The sequence below is a fragment of the Streptomyces sp. NPDC092296 genome (assembly GCF_044755465.1).
Lineage (GTDB): Bacteria > Actinomycetota > Actinomycetes > Streptomycetales > Streptomycetaceae > Peterkaempfera.
In genome coordinates this window covers 341,039-357,533 of record NZ_JBIVRB010000001.1, presented here as the reverse complement: position 1 = coordinate 357,533, position 16,495 = coordinate 341,039, and the positions used below count along the sequence as shown (strand labels likewise).

The 16,495-nt window shown below is 72.8% G+C and carries 14 protein-coding genes and 1 riboswitch; of the genes, 6 read left to right on the top strand and 8 right to left on the bottom strand.

What is annotated here, in order from left to right; genetic code table 11:
* Positions 1–15: 15 nt before the first annotated feature.
* Genes ACIQGZ_RS01630 through ACIQGZ_RS01620 form a run of 3 tightly spaced genes read right to left on the bottom strand, consistent with a single transcriptional unit; the run spans position 16 to position 3,529 of the window.
* Complete coding sequence (locus ACIQGZ_RS01630; protein ID WP_402598633.1) at positions 16–1,230, bottom strand: ABC transporter permease; 1,215 nt, start codon at positions 1,228–1,230, stop codon at positions 16–18.
* Entirely contained in the window at positions 1,227–2,114 is an 888-nt protein-coding gene (locus ACIQGZ_RS01625) for an ABC transporter ATP-binding protein (RefSeq protein ID WP_402598632.1), read from the bottom strand. Before ACIQGZ_RS01625 ends, ACIQGZ_RS01630 begins: the two co-directional genes overlap by 4 nt.
* Positions 2,111–3,529 (bottom strand): efflux RND transporter periplasmic adaptor subunit, encoded by a 1,419-nt coding sequence (locus ACIQGZ_RS01620; protein ID WP_402598630.1) that lies wholly within the window; start codon positions 3,527–3,529, stop codon positions 2,111–2,113. Before ACIQGZ_RS01620 ends, ACIQGZ_RS01625 begins: the two co-directional genes overlap by 4 nt.
* Positions 3,530–3,855: 326 nt before the next feature.
* On the opposite strand from ACIQGZ_RS01620, the gene ACIQGZ_RS01615 reads away from it, so the two are divergent.
* The gene (locus ACIQGZ_RS01615) at positions 3,856–4,560 is read left to right on the top strand and encodes a hypothetical protein (protein ID WP_402598629.1); all 705 of its coding nucleotides are present in this window, start codon (positions 3,856–3,858) and stop codon (positions 4,558–4,560) included.
* A 59-nt stretch (positions 4,561–4,619) separates the two neighbouring features.
* On the opposite strand, the gene hisC is transcribed toward ACIQGZ_RS01615, so the two are convergent.
* On the bottom strand, positions 4,620–5,711 hold the full coding sequence (hisC, locus tag ACIQGZ_RS01610; RefSeq protein WP_402598627.1) for a histidinol-phosphate transaminase: 1,092 nt from the start codon (positions 5,709–5,711) through the stop codon (positions 4,620–4,622).
* A 280-nt stretch (positions 5,712–5,991) separates the two neighbouring features.
* On the opposite strand from hisC, the gene ACIQGZ_RS01605 reads away from it, so the two are divergent.
* The 4 genes from ACIQGZ_RS01605 to ACIQGZ_RS01590 all read left to right on the top strand — a co-directional run bounded on the left by ACIQGZ_RS01605 (position 5,992) and on the right by ACIQGZ_RS01590 (position 10,673).
* Positions 5,992–7,125, top strand: coding sequence for a LacI family DNA-binding transcriptional regulator (locus ACIQGZ_RS01605; RefSeq protein ID WP_402598626.1), 1,134 nt, complete (start codon positions 5,992–5,994; stop codon positions 7,123–7,125).
* A 138-nt stretch (positions 7,126–7,263) separates the two neighbouring features.
* The gene (locus ACIQGZ_RS01600; protein WP_402598625.1) at positions 7,264–8,508 is read left to right on the top strand and encodes a metallophosphoesterase; all 1,245 of its coding nucleotides are present in this window, start codon (positions 7,264–7,266) and stop codon (positions 8,506–8,508) included.
* A gap of 242 nt (positions 8,509–8,750) precedes the next feature.
* Positions 8,751–9,647 carry a hypothetical protein gene (locus tag ACIQGZ_RS01595; RefSeq protein WP_402598623.1) on the top strand — a complete coding sequence of 299 codons (897 nt, stop codon included), beginning with the start codon at positions 8,751–8,753 and terminating at the stop codon, positions 9,645–9,647.
* A gap of 198 nt (positions 9,648–9,845) precedes the next feature.
* The gene (locus ACIQGZ_RS01590; protein ID WP_402598622.1) at positions 9,846–10,673 is read left to right on the top strand and encodes a hypothetical protein; all 828 of its coding nucleotides are present in this window, start codon (positions 9,846–9,848) and stop codon (positions 10,671–10,673) included.
* Positions 10,674–10,822: 149 nt separating this feature from the next.
* On the opposite strand, the gene ACIQGZ_RS01585 is transcribed toward ACIQGZ_RS01590, so the two are convergent.
* The 3 genes from ACIQGZ_RS01585 to thiC form a co-directional block, all read right to left on the bottom strand.
* On the bottom strand, positions 10,823–11,362 hold the full coding sequence (locus ACIQGZ_RS01585) for a class IV adenylate cyclase (protein WP_402598621.1): 540 nt from the start codon (positions 11,360–11,362) through the stop codon (positions 10,823–10,825).
* A 28-nt stretch (positions 11,363–11,390) separates the two neighbouring features.
* Positions 11,391–11,663, bottom strand: a complete 273-nt coding sequence (locus ACIQGZ_RS01580) for a hypothetical protein (protein WP_402598620.1) — start codon at positions 11,661–11,663, stop codon at positions 11,391–11,393.
* A 707-nt stretch (positions 11,664–12,370) separates the two neighbouring features.
* Complete coding sequence (thiC, locus tag ACIQGZ_RS01575) at positions 12,371–14,170, bottom strand: phosphomethylpyrimidine synthase ThiC (RefSeq protein WP_402598618.1); 1,800 nt, start codon at positions 14,168–14,170, stop codon at positions 12,371–12,373.
* A riboswitch (TPP riboswitch) is annotated at positions 14,164–14,273 on the bottom strand. (Overlaps the previous gene by 7 nt.)
* Before the next feature lie 92 nt (positions 14,274–14,365).
* On the opposite strand from thiC, the gene ACIQGZ_RS01570 reads away from it, so the two are divergent.
* Entirely contained in the window at positions 14,366–15,649 is a 1,284-nt protein-coding gene (locus ACIQGZ_RS01570) for a YibE/F family protein (protein WP_402598617.1), read from the top strand.
* A gap of 50 nt (positions 15,650–15,699) precedes the next feature.
* Here the strand turns inward: ACIQGZ_RS01570 and ACIQGZ_RS01565 are convergent, their stop codons facing one another.
* A complete protein-coding gene (locus ACIQGZ_RS01565) occupies positions 15,700–16,455 on the bottom strand; it encodes a hypothetical protein (RefSeq protein ID WP_402598616.1) in 756 nt (251 codons plus the stop codon).
* Positions 16,456–16,495: the final 40 nt, after the last annotated feature.

Genomic DNA, 16,495 nt, shown 5'->3' with positions numbered 1-16,495 from the left:
GCCGTCTCCTCGGGGCTACTCATGGCGCAGCGCCTCGATCGGCCGCAGCGAGGCGGCGCGGTTGGCCGGGTAGCTGCCGAAGAACAGGCCGATGGCGACCGCGATGCCGAACGCGCCCGCGACGGACTCGGGGATGATCACCGGTTTGATACCGACGATCGTGAAGTGCGAGCCGACCAGCCCGACCAGCACACCGAGCCCGGCGCCCAGCACCGACAGCAGGGTCGACTCGGCGAGGAACTGGCCGAGGATCACGCCCTTGGGCGCGCCGATCGCCTTGCGGATGCCGATCTCCCGGGTCCGCTCGGTGACCGTGACCAGCATGATGTTGGTGATGCCGATGCCGCCGACCAGCAGCGAGATGGCGGCCACCGCGCCGAGCAGCACGGTGAACGTCTGGTTGGTGCTCTGCCGGGCGCTGAGCAGCGACTCCTGGCTGCTGATCCGGAAGTCCAGGTTGCTGGCGTCCTTGATGCCGTGGGTGCCCATCAGCACCTGGGTGATCTCGCTCTGCGCGGCCGTGGTGGCGTCGGCCGAGGTGGCCTGCACCAGGATCTGGTTGAGCGAGCCGAAGCCGGTGAAGGCGTTCTGCACGGTGGGCAGCGGGGCGATCACCACGTCGTCCGAGTCGCTGAGGCCGGTGCTGCCCTTCTCGGCCAGTACGCCCCGCACGGTGAAGGGGGTGCCGCCGATGACCATGGTCTTGCCCACCGGGTCGGTGGTGCCGAACAGCTCCTCGGCGGTGGTGGCCCCGATCACCGCGACCTTGCGGGAGCCCAGGACGTCGTCGTTGCTGAAGTAGTCGCCCTTGGCGACCTTGTTGTTGGTGGTCTCGAAGTAGGCCGGGTAGGTGCCGACGATCGAGTTCACCGTGTACTCGGTGCCCTGGTAGACGGCGGTGCCGGAGCTGGTGACCACCGGGGCGACCGACTTGATGTCGGTGGCGTCCTCGGAGGTGGCCAGCGCCTTGGCGTCCTTGAGGGTCAGCTGCTTGGTGGCGCCGCTGGAGCGCGCGGCGCCGAAGCCGCCGCCGGAGGAGGAGACGGTGAGCGAGTTGGTGCCCAGCGAGGTGATGGAGTCCTTGACCGCCTGCGAGGAGCCGTTGCCCACCGCCAGCAGCAGGATCACCGCCGCGACGCCGATCAGCACCCCGAGCATGGTCAGCGCGGAGCGCACCTTGTTGGCGGCCAGGCCGCCCACGGCGAACCGCAGGATCTGCCAGACGATCACGGCCTGCCTCCGATCGCGGCGGGCCGCTGGTGGTCGGGGCGGGTGGCCCCCCGGTGGAAGCCGACCGGGTCGGCGAGGGCCGGCGGCGGGCCCGGTACGGGACCCTGCCGCCGGTCGGCGACGATCTGGCCGTCCACCAGGCGCAGCACCCGCTTGGCGTGCCGGGCCACCTCGTCCTCGTGGGTGATCAGCACCACGGTGCGTCCGGCGGCGTTCAGCCGGTCGATCATGCCGAGCACCTCGTCGGTGGAGCGGCTGTCCAGGTTGCCGGTGGGCTCGTCGGCCAGCAGCATCGCCGGGGAGGTGACCAGGGCGCGCGCCACCGCCACCCGCTGCTGCTGGCCGCCGGACAGCTCATTGGGGCGGTGGTCGAGCCGGTCCGCCAGGCCGACCATGGTGAGCGCGGCCACCGCGCGGCGGCGGCGTTCGGCGGCGCGGACGCCGGCGTAGGCCAGCGGCAGTTCCACCTGGGCCTGGGCGCTGGTGCGCGGGACCAGGTTGAAGGACTGGAAGATGAAGCCGATCTTGCGGTTGCGCACCAGCGAGAGCTGGTGTTCGTCCAGGTGGCCGACGTCGATGCCGTCCAGCAGGTAGCGGCCGGCGGTGGGCACGTCCAGGCAGCCCAGGATGTTCATCAGGGTCGACTTGCCGGAGCCTGAGCTGCCCATCACGGCGACGAAGTCGCCCTGCTCGACGTCCAGGCTCACCCCGAGCGGGGTGCCGCCGGGGCCGTCCGGGCCGCGCAGCGCGTGGACGGTGGCGTCGCCCTCGCCGTACGACTTGCGGACCCCGCGCACCGAGATGACCGGTACCGGTCCGGAGGGCCGGGCGGCCGGTGCGGGGCGCTCGGCCCGGCGCCGGCCGATCGGCAGCCTGGGGCTCACCGGCGGCCACCCCCGCTGAACCGGCTGCCCTGCATGCCGCCGCCGAAGCCGGCCGCGCCGCCGCCGAAGCCGCTGACGCCGGGGAAGCCGCCGCTGGGGAAGCCGTTGCCGCCGGAGGCGGTGGTGCTGGTCAGCTCGACCTTCTCACCGACCGACAGCCCGGAGGTGACCTGCACACTGGAGTCGCCCTCGATGCCGACCTCGACGGTGCGGCGCTCGGTGCTGCCGTCGTCCTTGACCACGGTGGCGGTCCGGGAGGCTCCGGTGCCGGAGACCGCGTTGGTGGGCACGTACAGGGCGTCGTCGGCCTCGCCGGTGACCACCGAGATGGTGGCGCTCATCCCGGTGCGCAGCTTGCCGGTGGGGCTGGTGATCTTCAACGTGGCGGCGTACTGCACCGCGCTGCCCGAACCGCTGCCGCTGCCACTGCTGGTGGGCAGCGAGCTGATCGAGAGCACCTTGGCGTTGAGCTCGGTGTCGGACTGGGCGTTGAGGGTGACCGTGGCGGCCTGGCCCTTCTTGACCTTCAGCGCGTCGGACTCCGAGAAGGAGGCGTCGACCTGCATCCCGGCCGGGTTGGTGATGACCACGAAGCCGGTCGGGGTGCCGGAGGAGGACGAGGAGGAGCCGGTGGAGCCGGTGGAGCCGCCCTGGCCCGAGCCGGAGGAGCCGCTGCCGGAGCCGGAGACCGTGTCCCCGACCTTGCCCGCCACCGAGGCGACCGTGCCGGCGACCGGGGCCTTGAGCACCGTGCCGTCCAGGGCGGTCTGGGCGTCGGTGAGGTTGTTCTGGGCCTCGGTGACCTGCTGCTCGGCCTGGGCGACCGCCGAGGCGTCCACCTTGGTGGTGGTCGTGGTCACCGGCGTGGACGACTCGCCGCCGTCACCGCCGCCCGCGCCCTGGCCGCCGCTCTGGCCGCTCTGGCCGCCGGACCGCCCGGCGCTGCCGGTGCCGGTGCCGGTGCCCGGGACGGTGGTGGTGCCCGGGACGGTGGTGGTGCCCGGGACGGTGGTGGTGACGGTCTCACCCGCCTGGGCCTTGGTCAGCGCGGCCTGCGCGGTGTTCAGCGCGGCCTGCGCCGCGTCCACCTTCGCCTGGGCGTCGGTGGTCGACACCTTGGCCAGCACCTGGCCCTTGGTGACCTTGTCGCCGACCGCCACCTTGACCGAGGTCAGGGTGCCGCCGGTGACGAAGTCGGCTCCGGCGTCGGTCGGTGACGCCAGCGTGCCCGAGCCGGACACCGTGGCCAGCACCGTCCCCTTGGCCACGGTCGCGGTACGGGTCTGCCCGGTGCGGCTGGTGGAGCTGGCATCGGCGTTCACCGTGGCGTACGCCAGGCCACCGCCCGCCAGCAGGACCACACCGAGCAGGGAGTTCAACAGGACGGCCCTGCGCCGCCGAGGGAGCACCTTCATAGCGGCACAGCGTGCCGCAGCACCTTTGGCCTGACCCTGGACGGAGCCTGGGAGTTGACTGGGTGAACATATCGGGTGATAGGCATATCAGCGGGTGCGAATCAACCGGCTCCGGCGCCGTCCTCCTACGCTCCTTTGACCGGGCATCCAGCAAACTCCCAGCAACCGCCCGGCACACCCTCACGGCGGTGCGGTTGATTGCCTGCGGTGGCTGCCGACCTCTTCCGGTCGGACGGCCGCCCGATCGGCCTGGTGCCCCGTTCGGCGGGGCCCATCACACCCGAGGAGCCGCAGGTATGTCCGGTACTCGCACGGTTGCGCCCCGCGTGGCCCTGACGCCCCGCCGGCGTGGCAGGGCGGCCCTCGGCGCCGCCGCCCTCCTCGGCGGGGGAGCGCTGCTGGTGGCCGGCTGCTCGTCCGGTTCGGGTACGGCCGCCGCGCCCGCCTCCGCCGCGGCCACCGGGCAGGCCGGCGCGGGCCAGGGCGGTGACGGCCAGGGCCGCGGCGGCGGGCCGGGCGGCGCGTTCGCGGAGTACGCCCAGTGCCTCCAGCAGAACGGCTACACCCTGCCGTCCCGGCCCAGCGGCATGCCGCGCGGCAGCGGCCGCCCGGAGGCGTGGGGCAGCGGCCGCCCGAGCGCCTGGCCCAGCGGACGGCCGAGCAACTGGCCCAGCGGACGGCCCAGCGCCTGGCCCAGCGGCCGACCCGGTGGGCGGGAGGGCGGCGGCTTCGGCATGGGGATGGGGAACACCGCCGACCCGGCGTACCAGAAGGCCGCCGCGGCCTGTAAGTCCAAGCTGCCCTCGTTCGGCGGCGGCCGGGGCGGCAACGGCGGCGGCAACGGCAGTGCGGAGAGCTCCGCGCTCAAGGCGTTCGCCGACTGCATGCGGGGCAAGGGCGTCACCGTCACCAACGGGCTGGCCGGCCTGGCCACCAGCGACCCCAAGACGGCCGCCGCGCTGAAGACCTGCCGGCCGCTGCTGCCCGAGTCGGGCTCGGCGCCGACGCCGAACGCCTCCCCCACCACCTGACCCGGGGAGCGAGAAGGGGGCCGCGCACCGACCGGTGCGCGGCCCCCGCTGATACGTCCTCACAGCTCCTTGCGGAACGCCTCCGCCGCGCGCAGGAAGAGGTCGTTGCCCTCGGTCTCCCCGATGGTCACCCGGACGCCCTCGGGCGCGAACGGCCGCACCACGACCCCGGCCCGCTCACAGGCGGCCGCGAAGTCCGCGGTGCGCTCGCCCAGCCGCAGCCAGACGAAATTGGCCTGCGACTCCGGCACCGTCCAGCCCTGGCCGGCCAGCGCCTCGGCCACCCGGGTCCGCTCGCCCACCAGCGCCTCGACCCGCTCCAGCAGCGCGTCCTCGGCGCGCAGCGAGGCCACCGCCGCGTCCTGGGCGAGCTGGCTGACGCCGAACGGCACCGCCGTCTTGCGCAGCGCCGCCGCCACCGGCTCATGGGCGATGGCGAAGCCGACCCGCAGCCCCGCCAGGCCGTACGCCTTGGAGAAGGTGCGCAGCACGCAGACGTTCGGCCGGTCGCGGTACAGCTCGACGCCGTCCGGCACCTGCTCGTCGCGGTTGAACTCCCGGTACGCCTCGTCCAGCACCACCAGCACATCGCCGGGCACCCGGTCCAGGAAGCGCTCCAGCGCGGCGCGGCGGACCACGGTGCCGGTGGGGTTGTTGGGGTTGCAGACGAAGATCAGCCGGGTCCGGTCGGTGATGGCGTCGGCCATCGCGTCCAGGTCGTGCACATCGCCGGGGGTCAGCGGCACGGTCACCGGGGTGGCGCCGCTGATTCGGGTGATGATCGGGTACGCCTCGAAGGAGCGCCAGGCGTACATCACCTCGTCGCCCGGACCGGCCGTCGCCTGGAGCAGCTGCTGGGCCACGCCCACCGAGCCGGTGCCGGTCGCCAGGTGCGTCGGCGGCACCCCGAACCGCTCGGCCAGCACGGCGGTGAGGTCGGCGCAGGACAGGTCCGGGTAGCGGTTCATCCGGTCGGCGGCGGCGACCACCGCGTCCAGCACGCCGGGCAGCGGCTCGTACGGGTTCTCGTTGGACGACAGCTTGTAGGCCGGCCCGCCGTCCGTGGCCGAGGCCGGGCGTCCCGGCTTGTACGTGGGAATGCCGTCCAGCACCGGCCGAAGCCGGGGGCCCTGCGCAGCCGTGCCGCTCACCGTGGTGTCCTCCACTCGCTCGTCCGCCCCGTCCCGGGGACGGGATCACCATACGAGCAGCCTCTACGGAATTCACCCGTGCAGGTGAGATATCGCGATGTCCGATGGGCCAGGACCTTTCGCCCGCCGCGCACCCAATGGCACATGTCAGAGGAAACTTGCCCCGCGAGGCCGGACTTCCCAGGGGAAAGACCCCTACTGCTCATGGAGAAACGTATCTGCGAACCGCTGTGACCGTCCGCTCACCCGGCGTCGCCATGGGCCATACGATCGGTCCGCCATGACAGCAGCAGCCAACCAGAGCGGCCGGCGGCCCACCAGCCCGAGACGGCTGGAGCGGGCCGGCATCCGGGACGTTGCCGCGGCGGCCGGAGTCTCCATCACCACCGTCTCCGACGCACTCAACGGCAAGGGCCGCCTCCCCGACGAGACGCGCAGCCGGGTGCGCGAGGTCGCCGAGCGACTGGGCTACCGCCCGTCCGCGGCGGCCCGTACGCTGCGCACCGGCCGCTCCGGCCTGATCGGGCTGACCGTGACCACCTACGGCGACGAGCCCTTCACCTTCACCGAGTTCGCCTACTTCGCGGAGATGGCCCGCGCCGCCACCTCGGCGGCGCTCAACCGGGGCTATGCGCTGGTGGTGCTGCCCGCCTCCTCCCGGCACGACGTCTGGGGCAATGTCGCGCTGGACGGCACCGTGGTGATCGACCCGGCCGACCACGATCCGGTGGTCGCGGAGCTGCACCGGCAGGGCGTGCCGGTGGTCAGCGACGGCAAGCCCGGCAACTGCCCGGTCACCGCGTGGGTGGACAACGACCACGAGGCCGCCGTGCTCGGCATCCTGGACCACCTCTCCGGCGCCGGCGCCCGCCGCATCGGCCTGCTGACCGGCACCAGCACCGACACCTACACCCGGCTCAGCACCGAGGCGTACCTCGCCTGGTGCGGCCGGGTCGGACAGGACCCGGTGTACGAGACCTACCCGGCGCACGACCCGGCCGCCGGCGCCGTCGCCGCCGACCGGCTGCTGGCCCGCCCGGACCGGCCGGACGCGGTCTACGGCCTCTTCGACCCCAACGGCACCGACCTGCTGGCCGCCGCCCGCCGCTACGGCCTGCGGGTGCCCGAGGACCTGCTGCTGGTCTGCTGCAGCGAGAGCGATGTGTACGCGACCACCGAGCCGCCGATCACCACCCTCTCCCTCAAGCCCAGGAACATCGGCACCACCGTGGTCAACCTGCTGATCGACGCGATCGAGGGAGTGGGCGAGCAGCGCTCCACCCGGCTGCTCGCCACCGGCACCGAACCGCCGCCGGGCCGGCTGATGCCCACCGAGCTGCTGGTGCGCGCGTCCTCGCAGCGCCGCAGCCCCCGGACCACCATCAGCCCGCCCCGTACTCCGGACGGAGGCTGAGCCACGCCCGGCACCACCGCAGGACCTCCCTCGATACCGGACAAATCACGACATCGAACCGGACGGCACCGCAAGCCGGAACCATCGGATGCGGCCCAGGTGCGGACGCCGGGAGATCGAGCTTCCTATGATGGGCGAATGACACCCGAGGACCGCTTCCCCGGGCCTGAGCTGCCGGAGACAGGCCCCCGAGCCCGCTTGGCCCTCGACCCGCTGTCGTACGGGTACGAGAGCGGCGACCACGGCGGTCCGCAGCAGCCGTGGGCCGGCCCCGGCTACGGCGGCCAGGGGCACGGCAGTCAGGGGCACAGCGGCCAGGGTCACGGCGGCCAGGGGCACGGCGGGCCGGGCGGCGCCGCCGAAGGCGCGGTCCACTCCGGGGAGTCCTCGACCGTCCGGGGCTGGTTCGAGGCCGGCGGCGGCGCGACGGCGTCCGGCTTCGACCCGGACGCACCCGGCCGGCCCCCCTTCGAGCCCACCGACCCGCCCACCCTCGACCTGGGCGCCCCGGTGTCCGCGGCGCCCCCGGCCGGTGCGCCCGACCCGCTCCCCGAGCCCGCCGACACCGCCCCCGTCGGCCCGCTCTACGCCGTCGGCGACGTCCACGGCTACCTGGGCGAGCTGCGCGCCGCCCTGTACGAGCAGGGCCTGGTGGACGCCGACGGCCACTGGTCGGCCGCGCGCTCCCGGCTCTGGTTCCTGGGCGACTTCACCGACCGGGGCCCGGACGGCATCGGCGTCATCGACCTGGTGATGCAGCTCGCCGCCGAGGCGGCGGCGGCCGGCGGCTACTGCCGCGCCCTGATGGGCAATCACGAACTGCTGCTGCTCGGTGCCCACCGCTACGCCGACGAGCCGGTGCAGTCCAGCGCCGGAACCGCGTCCTTCCTGGCCGCCTGGCGGCTCAACGGCGGCCAGCAGAACGACATGGACCGCCTGGAGCCGCACCACATCCGCTGGCTTTCCCGGCTGCCCGCCGTCGCGCTGGAGGACGGCCATCTGCTGCTGCACTCCGACACCACGGCGTACCTGGAGTACGGCGCGTCGATCGACGAGGTCAACGACACCGTCCACGAACTGCTCGCCTCCGACGACGCCGACGGCTGGTGGGACTGCTTCCGCCGGTTCACCCGGCGGTTCGCCTTCCGGGGCGAGGCCGGTCCGGCGGCAGCGGGCGAGCTGCTGGAGGCGTACGGCGGCCACCGCGTCGTCCACGGCCACAGCCCCATCCCGTACCTCACCGGCGAGGCCCCCGGCGAGGACGGCCGACCGCCGCTCCGGATCACCGGCCCCCATGTGTACGCCGACGAGCTGGCCGTCGCCATGGACGGCGGCGTCACCATGGACGGCCGGCTGCTGGTCGCGCGGCTGCCCCTGGAGTGACCGGCGGCGGTGCCCGGTGAGGCCGAAGTTCCGGAAACGGACTGTTAACCCGTCAGGTCGCCGCCCTACCATCGAGACAACCGTCGAGGCCCCGGGCAGCGCACCCACCCGATCCGGACCGGCAGGCCGCCACCGGCCTGCGCAGCCGCAGCTCCCCACCCACGCAGACCGCAGATCCCGCACCCCAGACGCCGAGACGGCAGAACCACCACCTCACCCTGACGGAGCAATCGGGGGGCAAGATGAACACCGCTCCGCACCTGCGGCCAGAAGACCGACCGGACTTCGAGCGGGTCCTGGACCAGGCGCTGCGCGCCGACGGCATCCGCCAGGCGCTGCGGGCGCCCGGCGCGCACCTGAACGCCGAACAACTCCGCACCAGGGCACTGGCCGAGATCGGCGGCATCGCGGCCGCCGCGGCCGTGGAGTACCACGAGTACACGACGCTGCGTGACCGCGTCCGGGACGGCGCCGTCCGGCCGCACGGCGTGGCGGGCGCCGCCGCCCGGCCGACTGCGGGAAACGGCGCCGGGGCCCTGCCGGTGCTGACCGTACTGGCGCCGATCCTGGCCTGGGCCGCCGCGCTGATCTTCCTGCTGCTCGGCTACAGCCTGCGCGCCGCCAAGCCCCGGCTGGTGTTCGCGGACGCGCTGATCACCGCGGGCTGGGTGGCCCTCGCCGTCGGCGCCGTCGCCATGGTCGCCGGTGTCATCGGACTGCTGATCACCGCGCTGCGGGACAGCTCGGCCCCGCCCGACGGCCAGGACCCCCGGCTGCACGCCGAACTGGCCACCACCCGGGACGCCTGGAAGGCGGCACTCATGGACGACGGCATACTGCCCTTCCTCCACCTCACCCTCGCAGCGGACACCCCCACCCGAACCGCCACCGACCGCCCTGCCACCGGCGCCGAACCGCCCATCAACGCGGCCACCGGCGTCGACCTGGTCCGCCGCCGCCCCCGGCTCGGCTACACCAGCCCCGGCTACACCAGCCCCGGCCCCGAGCCCACCCCCCGCCGCGACCGCGCCCACACCACCTTCTCCTCCCCCGAATACTCCAGCCCCAGCTTCAGCTCCCCCGACTTCACCAGCCCCGACTACGACGGCGCCCCCACCGACGCCCCCGGCCCCAACTGACCCGCCCAACCGCCGGTTGACCTTCCCCTGGGACTCGGGCGGAGCGGCCCGACCCGAGGAGGACCGTGGGCACGGAGCTGCTGCCGATCGGCGCCTCCGCCAGGGCGTCGGGGCTGTCGCCCGAGCCGCTGCGAGAACCGGGGCCGAACGAGACCGTGAAGCACCTCCGACTCGACTGGGTCTCGCTACCGTCGTTCCATGACAGATCTGCGCCGGGTGCCGGTTGACGAGGTGCTGGAACGGGTCGAGACCGCGTTGGGGACCCGGCTCGATCGGGCGACGGTGGTCCGCAAGCGTCGGTCCGTGGGCGCCCGCACCGAGCGCGGCACATGGGTTCGGATCGAGCGGCGCGGGTTGGATCGGATCGGCACCCAGGGCGGTGACGGCACACCTTCGGCCGAGGCGCTGAGCGGCATCGCGAAGCCCAGGTGGCTGGCCGGCATCGCGTGGCGAGACGAGGCCGAGCCGGCGATGTGGCGGGCTGACGAGACCGGGCTCCTGCGGTCCGAACCGGTGGGGTCCGCAGTCGTGGCGAACGATCCGGCACTGTCTTCCGGCTGGTGGGCGCAGCTGAACGCCTCACTGGATGCGCTCGCGCGGCAGCGGACGAACCGGATCGCCACTCCGGACACGGAGACGATCGACCAGGATCTGGTGGAACGGACGGTCCGTCAGGTGTTTCCGCGCGTCGATGCGACGGTGCGAAAGTGGTGCCCGGCGCATGCGGATCTGAACTGGGCGAACGTGACGGCACCCGAGTTCTGCATCTTCGACTGGGAGGACTGGGGCATGGCCCCCCGCGGATTGGACGCCGCCACGTTGTGGGCGGCGTCGCTCGCCGTACCGGCGCTGGCCGATCGCGTCCGCGTCGAGCGGAGCACCGACTTCGCGAGCCGGGACGGCAAGCTGATGACGCTGTTCGTCGCGGCGAAGATCCTCGGGCCGTACGCGCATCCCGAGGACCCCCACCTTGAAGGGGCCCGCGCGCTGGCGGAGCAGGTGGTGAAGGAGCTTCAGGCGGACTGACGCAGGAGCTGCCGGTAGGTAAGGAGGACCCCAGCGTGCTCCAGTCCGCCACGCGGCTCCCGCAGGTGCTCGGCGTCATCAGTGCCGACCGCCACCGCCTCCACCCCAGCTTCAGCTCCCCCGACTTCACGGGCACTGGGCCCTCCCTGTCACTCGAACGTCAGGCGGGGGATGGACGCGATGTCGATGCCGTACCGGCGGTAGACCGCCGTGGTGTTCTCGCTGGTGAGGTCGTTCACAGACAGGCCGAGCGCGCGGACCGTGTCGTGGACGTGCCGTCCGCTGTTGCCCTCCACCTCCAGGTACGGGGGGATGAGCGGCCAGTGGTCGATCTCGATGGAGGCGCCGTTCAGCGACCAGGAGGAACGGCGGTTCTCCTGATAGGCCCGGGGCTCGTATCCGAGCTTGGCGAGGATGGCGTTCGTCGCGTCGAAGTCGCCGACGATGGTCTCGGTCTCCGTCACTCCGTCGATGGCGTCGTGGTCCAGGATCTCCTTGACGCACAGGGTTACGGTGCTGCCGTTGTCCCGCAGCCTCACCCAGGTGCCGGCCTTGCCGGGGATGTCGTAGACGTAGCGCCGCTGAAGTCGGTCGGCCAGGTGGCCGGCACCGGCTGTGGCGAGCACGTCCCGGATCTCCTCCGGGTCGACATTGAGGATCTTCGCCTCGTACTCGACTTCAGTGGTCATGCTGGAGTTCCCTTCGCTGTGGGAGAGTTCAGGTGACGGAGCGAACGATGCCGGCGATCTCGACAGCGGCCTCATGCGGCGTCAATCCGGTGGCGTCCACGACCGTGAGGCCGAACCGCTCGTAGCTGGTCACCGTGGTAGCGACGTTGTGCTCCTCGCGCTGGTGCCAGTAGCCGAACGCGCCTCTCTCCTGACGCTGGAGCAGGCGACTTCGGCGCGTCTTCTCGTCCACCACAAGGAGGACAGCCACGTCGGGCAGCAGGACGCCGTTCGGGTAGACCGGCTCGCTGTCGTGCCCCATCGCCTGGTGGGTCGCTATCGTCCGGGGAAAGTAGCTCTCCAGAACCGCCGACCGACCCGTCTCGACGGCCGCCCTGACCTTCCTCGGACTTCAGATGGTTGGCCATCATCCACCAGTGGTAGCGAGCAGCGACGTTGCGGGAATCATCCACCTCCCGCCGCATATGCGGGAACGTCGGCAGGTCGTCTGTGATGTGCGCTGCCCCGAGCAGTTGGGCGACGACGGGTGCGATGGTGCTCTTGCCGCCGGCGCTGAGGCCGTCGATCGTGACGAACGTTCCGAGCTTCATCATGCGCTCCCCGAGTGAGGAGGCTGGGATGACGGGGCGGTGTCGTGTCGCGCCCTTTGGTTACTGGGCGAGGCCCAGGCGTTCAAGGAGGACGGATTCACCAGCTTCTCCCCGACCAACTGCCGTGCCAGGAGCAAGGCCGCGTGCACGCCAACGGGCTACCAGCTCGGTGCGCGGGGACGAGCACCTCAAGGCACTCCGGCAGGGCCTCACGCCCCACCTGACCAGCCGGGTCGTCCGCCAGCTCAACCAACGGTCCGGCGAAGTCGCGCGCCAGAAGGCGTGAGCCCGTCCCGACTCGAACGATCCCGTGGCTCCGCCATCGAGGCAGGCGATCGGGGTTGTACGGCCCGCCGGCGAAGCACTGCGCTGGGAAGCCCCTCCTGCCTCCCAGCGCAGTGAACTCAACGGGCTGGTGTCAGTCGGTGAGGGGGAGGTAGACGCGGTTGCCGTTGGCGGCGAACTCGCGGGACTTGGCGAGCATGCCGGCGGCGATCTCGGCCTCGGTGGCCGGGGTGTCGGGGGCGAAGGTCTCGTTGATGGTGCGGCTGATCTTCATGGAGCAGAACTTCGGGCCGCACATGGAGCAGAAGTGGGCGGTCTTGGCGGGTTCGGCGGGGAGGGTCTCGTCGTGGAAGGCGCGGGCCGTCTCGGGGTCGAGGGCCAGGTTGAACTGGTCCTCCCAGCGGAATTCGAAGCGGGCGTCGGACAGGGCGTCGTCCCAGGCCTGGGCGCCGGGGTGGCCCTTGGCGAGGTCGGCGGCGTGGGCGGCGATCTTGTAGGTGATGACGCCGGTCTTGACGTCGTCCCGGTCGGGCAGGCCCAGGTGCTCCTTGGGGGTGACGTAGCAGAGCATGGCCGTGCCCCACCAGGCGATCATGGCGGCGCCGATGCCCGAGGTGATGTGGTCGTAGCCGGGGGCGACGTCGGTGGTCAGCGGACCGAGGGTGTAGAAGGGCGCCTCGTCGCAGATCTCCTTCTGGAGGTCCATGTTCTCGCGGATCTTGTTCATCGGGACGTGCCCCGGGCCCTCGATCATCACCTGGACGTCCCGCTCCCGGGCGATCCGGCCCAGTTCGCCCAGGGTGCGCAGCTCGGCGAACTGGGCGTCGTCGTTGGCGTCCGCGATGGAGCCGGGCCGCAGACCGTCGCCCAGCGAGTAGGTGACGTCATAGGCGCGCAGGATGTCGCAGAGTTCCTCGAAGTGGGTGTAGAGGAAGTTCTCCCGGTGGTGGGCGAGGCACCAGGCGGCCATGATGGAGCCGCCGCGCGAGACGATGCCGGTCTTGCGGCGGGCGGTGAGCGGTACGTGGCGCAGCAGTACCCCGGCGTGCACGGTGATGTAGTCGACGCCCTGCTCGCACTGCTCGATCACGGTGTCGCGGTAGACCTCCCAGTCGAGTTCCTCGGCCCGTCCGTCGACCTTCTCCAGGGCCTGGTAGAGGGGGACGGTGCCGATCGGGACCGGGGAGTTGCGCAGAATCCACTCGCGGGTGGTGTGGATGTTGCGGCCGGTGGAGAGGTCCATGACGGTGTCGGCGCCCCAGCGGGTGGCCCAGGTCATCTTCTCCACCTCCTCCTCGATGGAGGAGGTGACGGCGGAGTTGCCGATGTTGGCGTTGATCTTCACCAGGAAGTCGGTGCCGATGACGGCCGGCTCCACCTCGGGGTGGTTCACATTGACCGGGATGACGGCCCGGCCTCGGGCGACCCGGTCCCGGACGAACTCCGGGTCCATGCCCTCCCGCAGTGCGACGAACTCCATCTCGGGGGTCACCACGCCCCGCTTGGCATAGCCGAGTTGGGTGACGGCGGCCCCGTCGCGGGCCCGCAGCGGGCGGCGGGGGCGGCCCGGGAAGACGGCGTCCAGGTTGCGCAGGCCGCCGCGCGGTGCGGTGGGCCGCAGACCGTCGTCCTCGGGTTTGGGCGCGCGGCCCTGGTACTCCTCGACGTCGCCGCGCTGCCTGATCCAGCCGTCGCGCAGCGCGGGCAGTCCGCGCCGTACGTCGGTCTCGTACGCCGGGTCGCCGTATGGCCCGGAGGTGTCGTACAGCGGTACCGTACGGCCGTTGCCGAGGTGGACCTCGCGGTATGGGACCCGCAGGTCGGGGCGCGAGCCGGTGCGGTACGCCTTGTGCCAGGCGGGTGTCGGGTACCCGGTGGCGCCGGTGGACCGGTTCCGGTCGTGGTCGTGCTGCTGTGCTTCGTGCGTGGTCATCGGACCCTGCTCCCTACGCCGGCATTACCCGGTCAGGTTCTGCGGTCGGCACAGCGTTCAGTGCCCTCTCAGCCCGGTGCTCCGAGCTCCCGCGTCTGCATCAGATGCGCCCCACCGTAGCCGTCCGGCGCCGCGCACCGCCAGGGGGCCCGGCCGTGGTTCCCTTGGTGTCGACCCACCCCGGAAGGACATCCCGTGGCCGACGTCGACGAGCAGCACCCGCACCGGGACGGCCACGGCCATGCCCACCACCACGGCCCGGCGGCGCCCGCTTCGGCGCGGCTGCGGCGGGTGATCGCGGCGGTGCTGGTGCCGTTCGCGGTGGCGGTGGTGGCGGGGCTGGTGGTGCTCTGGCCGGGGGGTGTGCCGCCGCACAGCGCGGGCCCCGCCGGGGTCGGCTTCGACCAGAGGACGGTGCACGGCACGGTGGTCGCCACCGCGCAGGCGCCGTGCACCGGGGACGCGGGCAAGCAGGACTGCACCAGCGTGTCGGTGCGGCTGACCAGCGGTGACAACGCCGGGCGTACGGTGCGGCAGACGCTGCCCCCGGACGGGAACGGCCGCTGGTCGGCGGGCGACAAGGTGATCCTCACCGACTCGCCGGACGCGCCGGCCGACCTGCGCTACGCCATCGCCGACGCGGACCGGGCGCTGCCGATGGCGGTGCTGGCCGGGATCTTCGCGCTGGCGGTGGTCGCGGTGGGCCGGCTGCGGGGGCTGACCGCGCTGGTGGCGCTGGTGGCGAGCTTCGCCGTGCTGGCGCTGTTCATCCTGCCCGCGGTGCTGCACGGGCAGAATCCGCTGCTGGTGGCGGTGGTCGGCGGCAGCGCCATCATGCTGGTGGCGCTCTACCTCTGCCACGGGCTGTCGGCCCGCACCTCGGTGGCGGTGATCGGCACCCTCTCCTCGCTGGCGCTGATCGGGGTGCTGGGCGAGCTGTTCATCGGGCTGACCAAGCTGACCGGCAACACCTCGGACGAGACGGCGCTGGTGCACTCGCTCTATCCGGGCATCCGGCTGGACGGGCTGCTGCTGGCGGGGGTGATCATCGGTTCGCTGGGCGTACTGGACGATGTGACGGTCACCCAGACCTCGGCGGTGTGGGAGCTGCGGGCCGCCAACCCGGGGCTGGGCGCCCGGGAGCTGTACCGGGCCGGCATCAGGATCGGCCGCGACCACATCGCGTCGACGGTGAACACCCTGGTGATGGCGTACGCGGGCGCCGCGCTGCCGCTGCTGCTGCTGTTCTCCATCTCGCAGCGGGGGGTGGGCACGGTGGCGACCAGCGAGATCGTTGCGGAGGAGATCGTACGCACCCTGGTGGGCAGTATCGGCCTGGTGGCCTCGGTGCCGGTGACCACGGCGCTGGCCGCCCTGGTGGCCTCCCGCGACCGGGTGCCGGGCGGCTCGGTGCCCGCCCCGGGGACCGGCGTACCCAGGGCGGGCACGGGCCGGGCCCGCCACCGCGTACGGCGGTAGCCGTCGCATACGGCGGTAGCCGTCACGTACGGCGGGCCCGGCCCGGTCCGTCAGAGCCGGGCCACGATCCGGCCGGCCTGGTCGTAGACGGTGACGACCACGGAGCCGGGCCTCGCGTCCTTGTCGAGCGTCGGCCCGACCACATAGCCGCTGGCGTAGCCGGGGCGGCCGGGGAGGGTGACCACCTGGGCGTCCAGCGTCCGCCCGGCCACCGCCACCGTGATCCGGGCGACCCGGGCGGGGCCGATGTACAGCGGCGTGTAGAGGGCGCGCCGGCTGTCGCCCAGGGTCTGCAGGCTGACGCTGCCCGCCTGCTGGTTGCCGTCCCCGACGCTCTTGCACTCCGGCCGGCCGTGCCCTTCGACCAGGCAGCGCTCACTGCGGGTCAGGTACATCCGCTGCCCCAGCCCCACCGCGAACCGCTTCCCCTCCGCGACCACCCGCACCGTCGGGGCCGCCGACCGGCCGGCGGTGGCGCCCGGTGCGGCGGCGGCCCCGACGGACGGCTGATCCGCCACAGTGGCCGCGGCCACCGGGTCGACCGGGTCGGCCGCGCCGCCGCGCAGCCCGACCGCCAGCGCGACCGGGGTCGCCACCACGGCGGCGACGGCCAGCGCGACGGCGGTGCGCCGCCGCGCCCGGACGCCCCGGCCGCGCCGGACCACCCGGGCGAGCGGGACCGGTGCGACCGTGAGCAGTTCGGCCTCGGTGGCCAGGGCGTACCGCAGCCGGTCCCCGTCGGCCGACTGGTCGCCGCCGTGGCCGTGGCCGTCCGTACCGATGTCCATGCCCGGGTTGGTCTCCATGCCTGCGGGTCCTTCCTTATAACGGGTCATCGGGGATCGC

What these genes read in the sequence shown, in the direction of transcription:
- ACIQGZ_RS01605 (WP_402598626.1), top strand. Translation starts at nt 5,992, where the DNA reads ATGACAGCAGCAGCCAACCAGAGCGGCCGGCGGCCCACCAGCCCGAGA.
- ACIQGZ_RS01565 (WP_402598616.1), bottom strand. Translation starts at nt 16,455, where the DNA reads ATGGAGACCAACCCGGGCATGGACATCGGTACGGACGGCCACGGCCAC.
- ACIQGZ_RS01585 (WP_402598621.1), bottom strand. Translation starts at nt 11,362, where the DNA reads ATGACCACTGAAGTCGAGTACGAGGCGAAGATCCTCAATGTCGACCCG.
- thiC (WP_402598618.1), bottom strand. Translation starts at nt 14,170, where the DNA reads ATGACCACGCACGAAGCACAGCAGCACGACCACGACCGGAACCGGTCC.
- ACIQGZ_RS01595 (WP_402598623.1), top strand. Translation starts at nt 8,751, where the DNA reads ATGAACACCGCTCCGCACCTGCGGCCAGAAGACCGACCGGACTTCGAG.
- ACIQGZ_RS01620 (WP_402598630.1), bottom strand. Translation starts at nt 3,529, where the DNA reads ATGAAGGTGCTCCCTCGGCGGCGCAGGGCCGTCCTGTTGAACTCCCTG.
- ACIQGZ_RS01590 (WP_402598622.1), top strand. Translation starts at nt 9,846, where the DNA reads ATGACAGATCTGCGCCGGGTGCCGGTTGACGAGGTGCTGGAACGGGTC.
- ACIQGZ_RS01580 (WP_402598620.1), bottom strand. Translation starts at nt 11,663, where the DNA reads ATGGGGCACGACAGCGAGCCGGTCTACCCGAACGGCGTCCTGCTGCCC.
- ACIQGZ_RS01600 (WP_402598625.1), top strand. Translation starts at nt 7,264, where the DNA reads ATGACACCCGAGGACCGCTTCCCCGGGCCTGAGCTGCCGGAGACAGGC.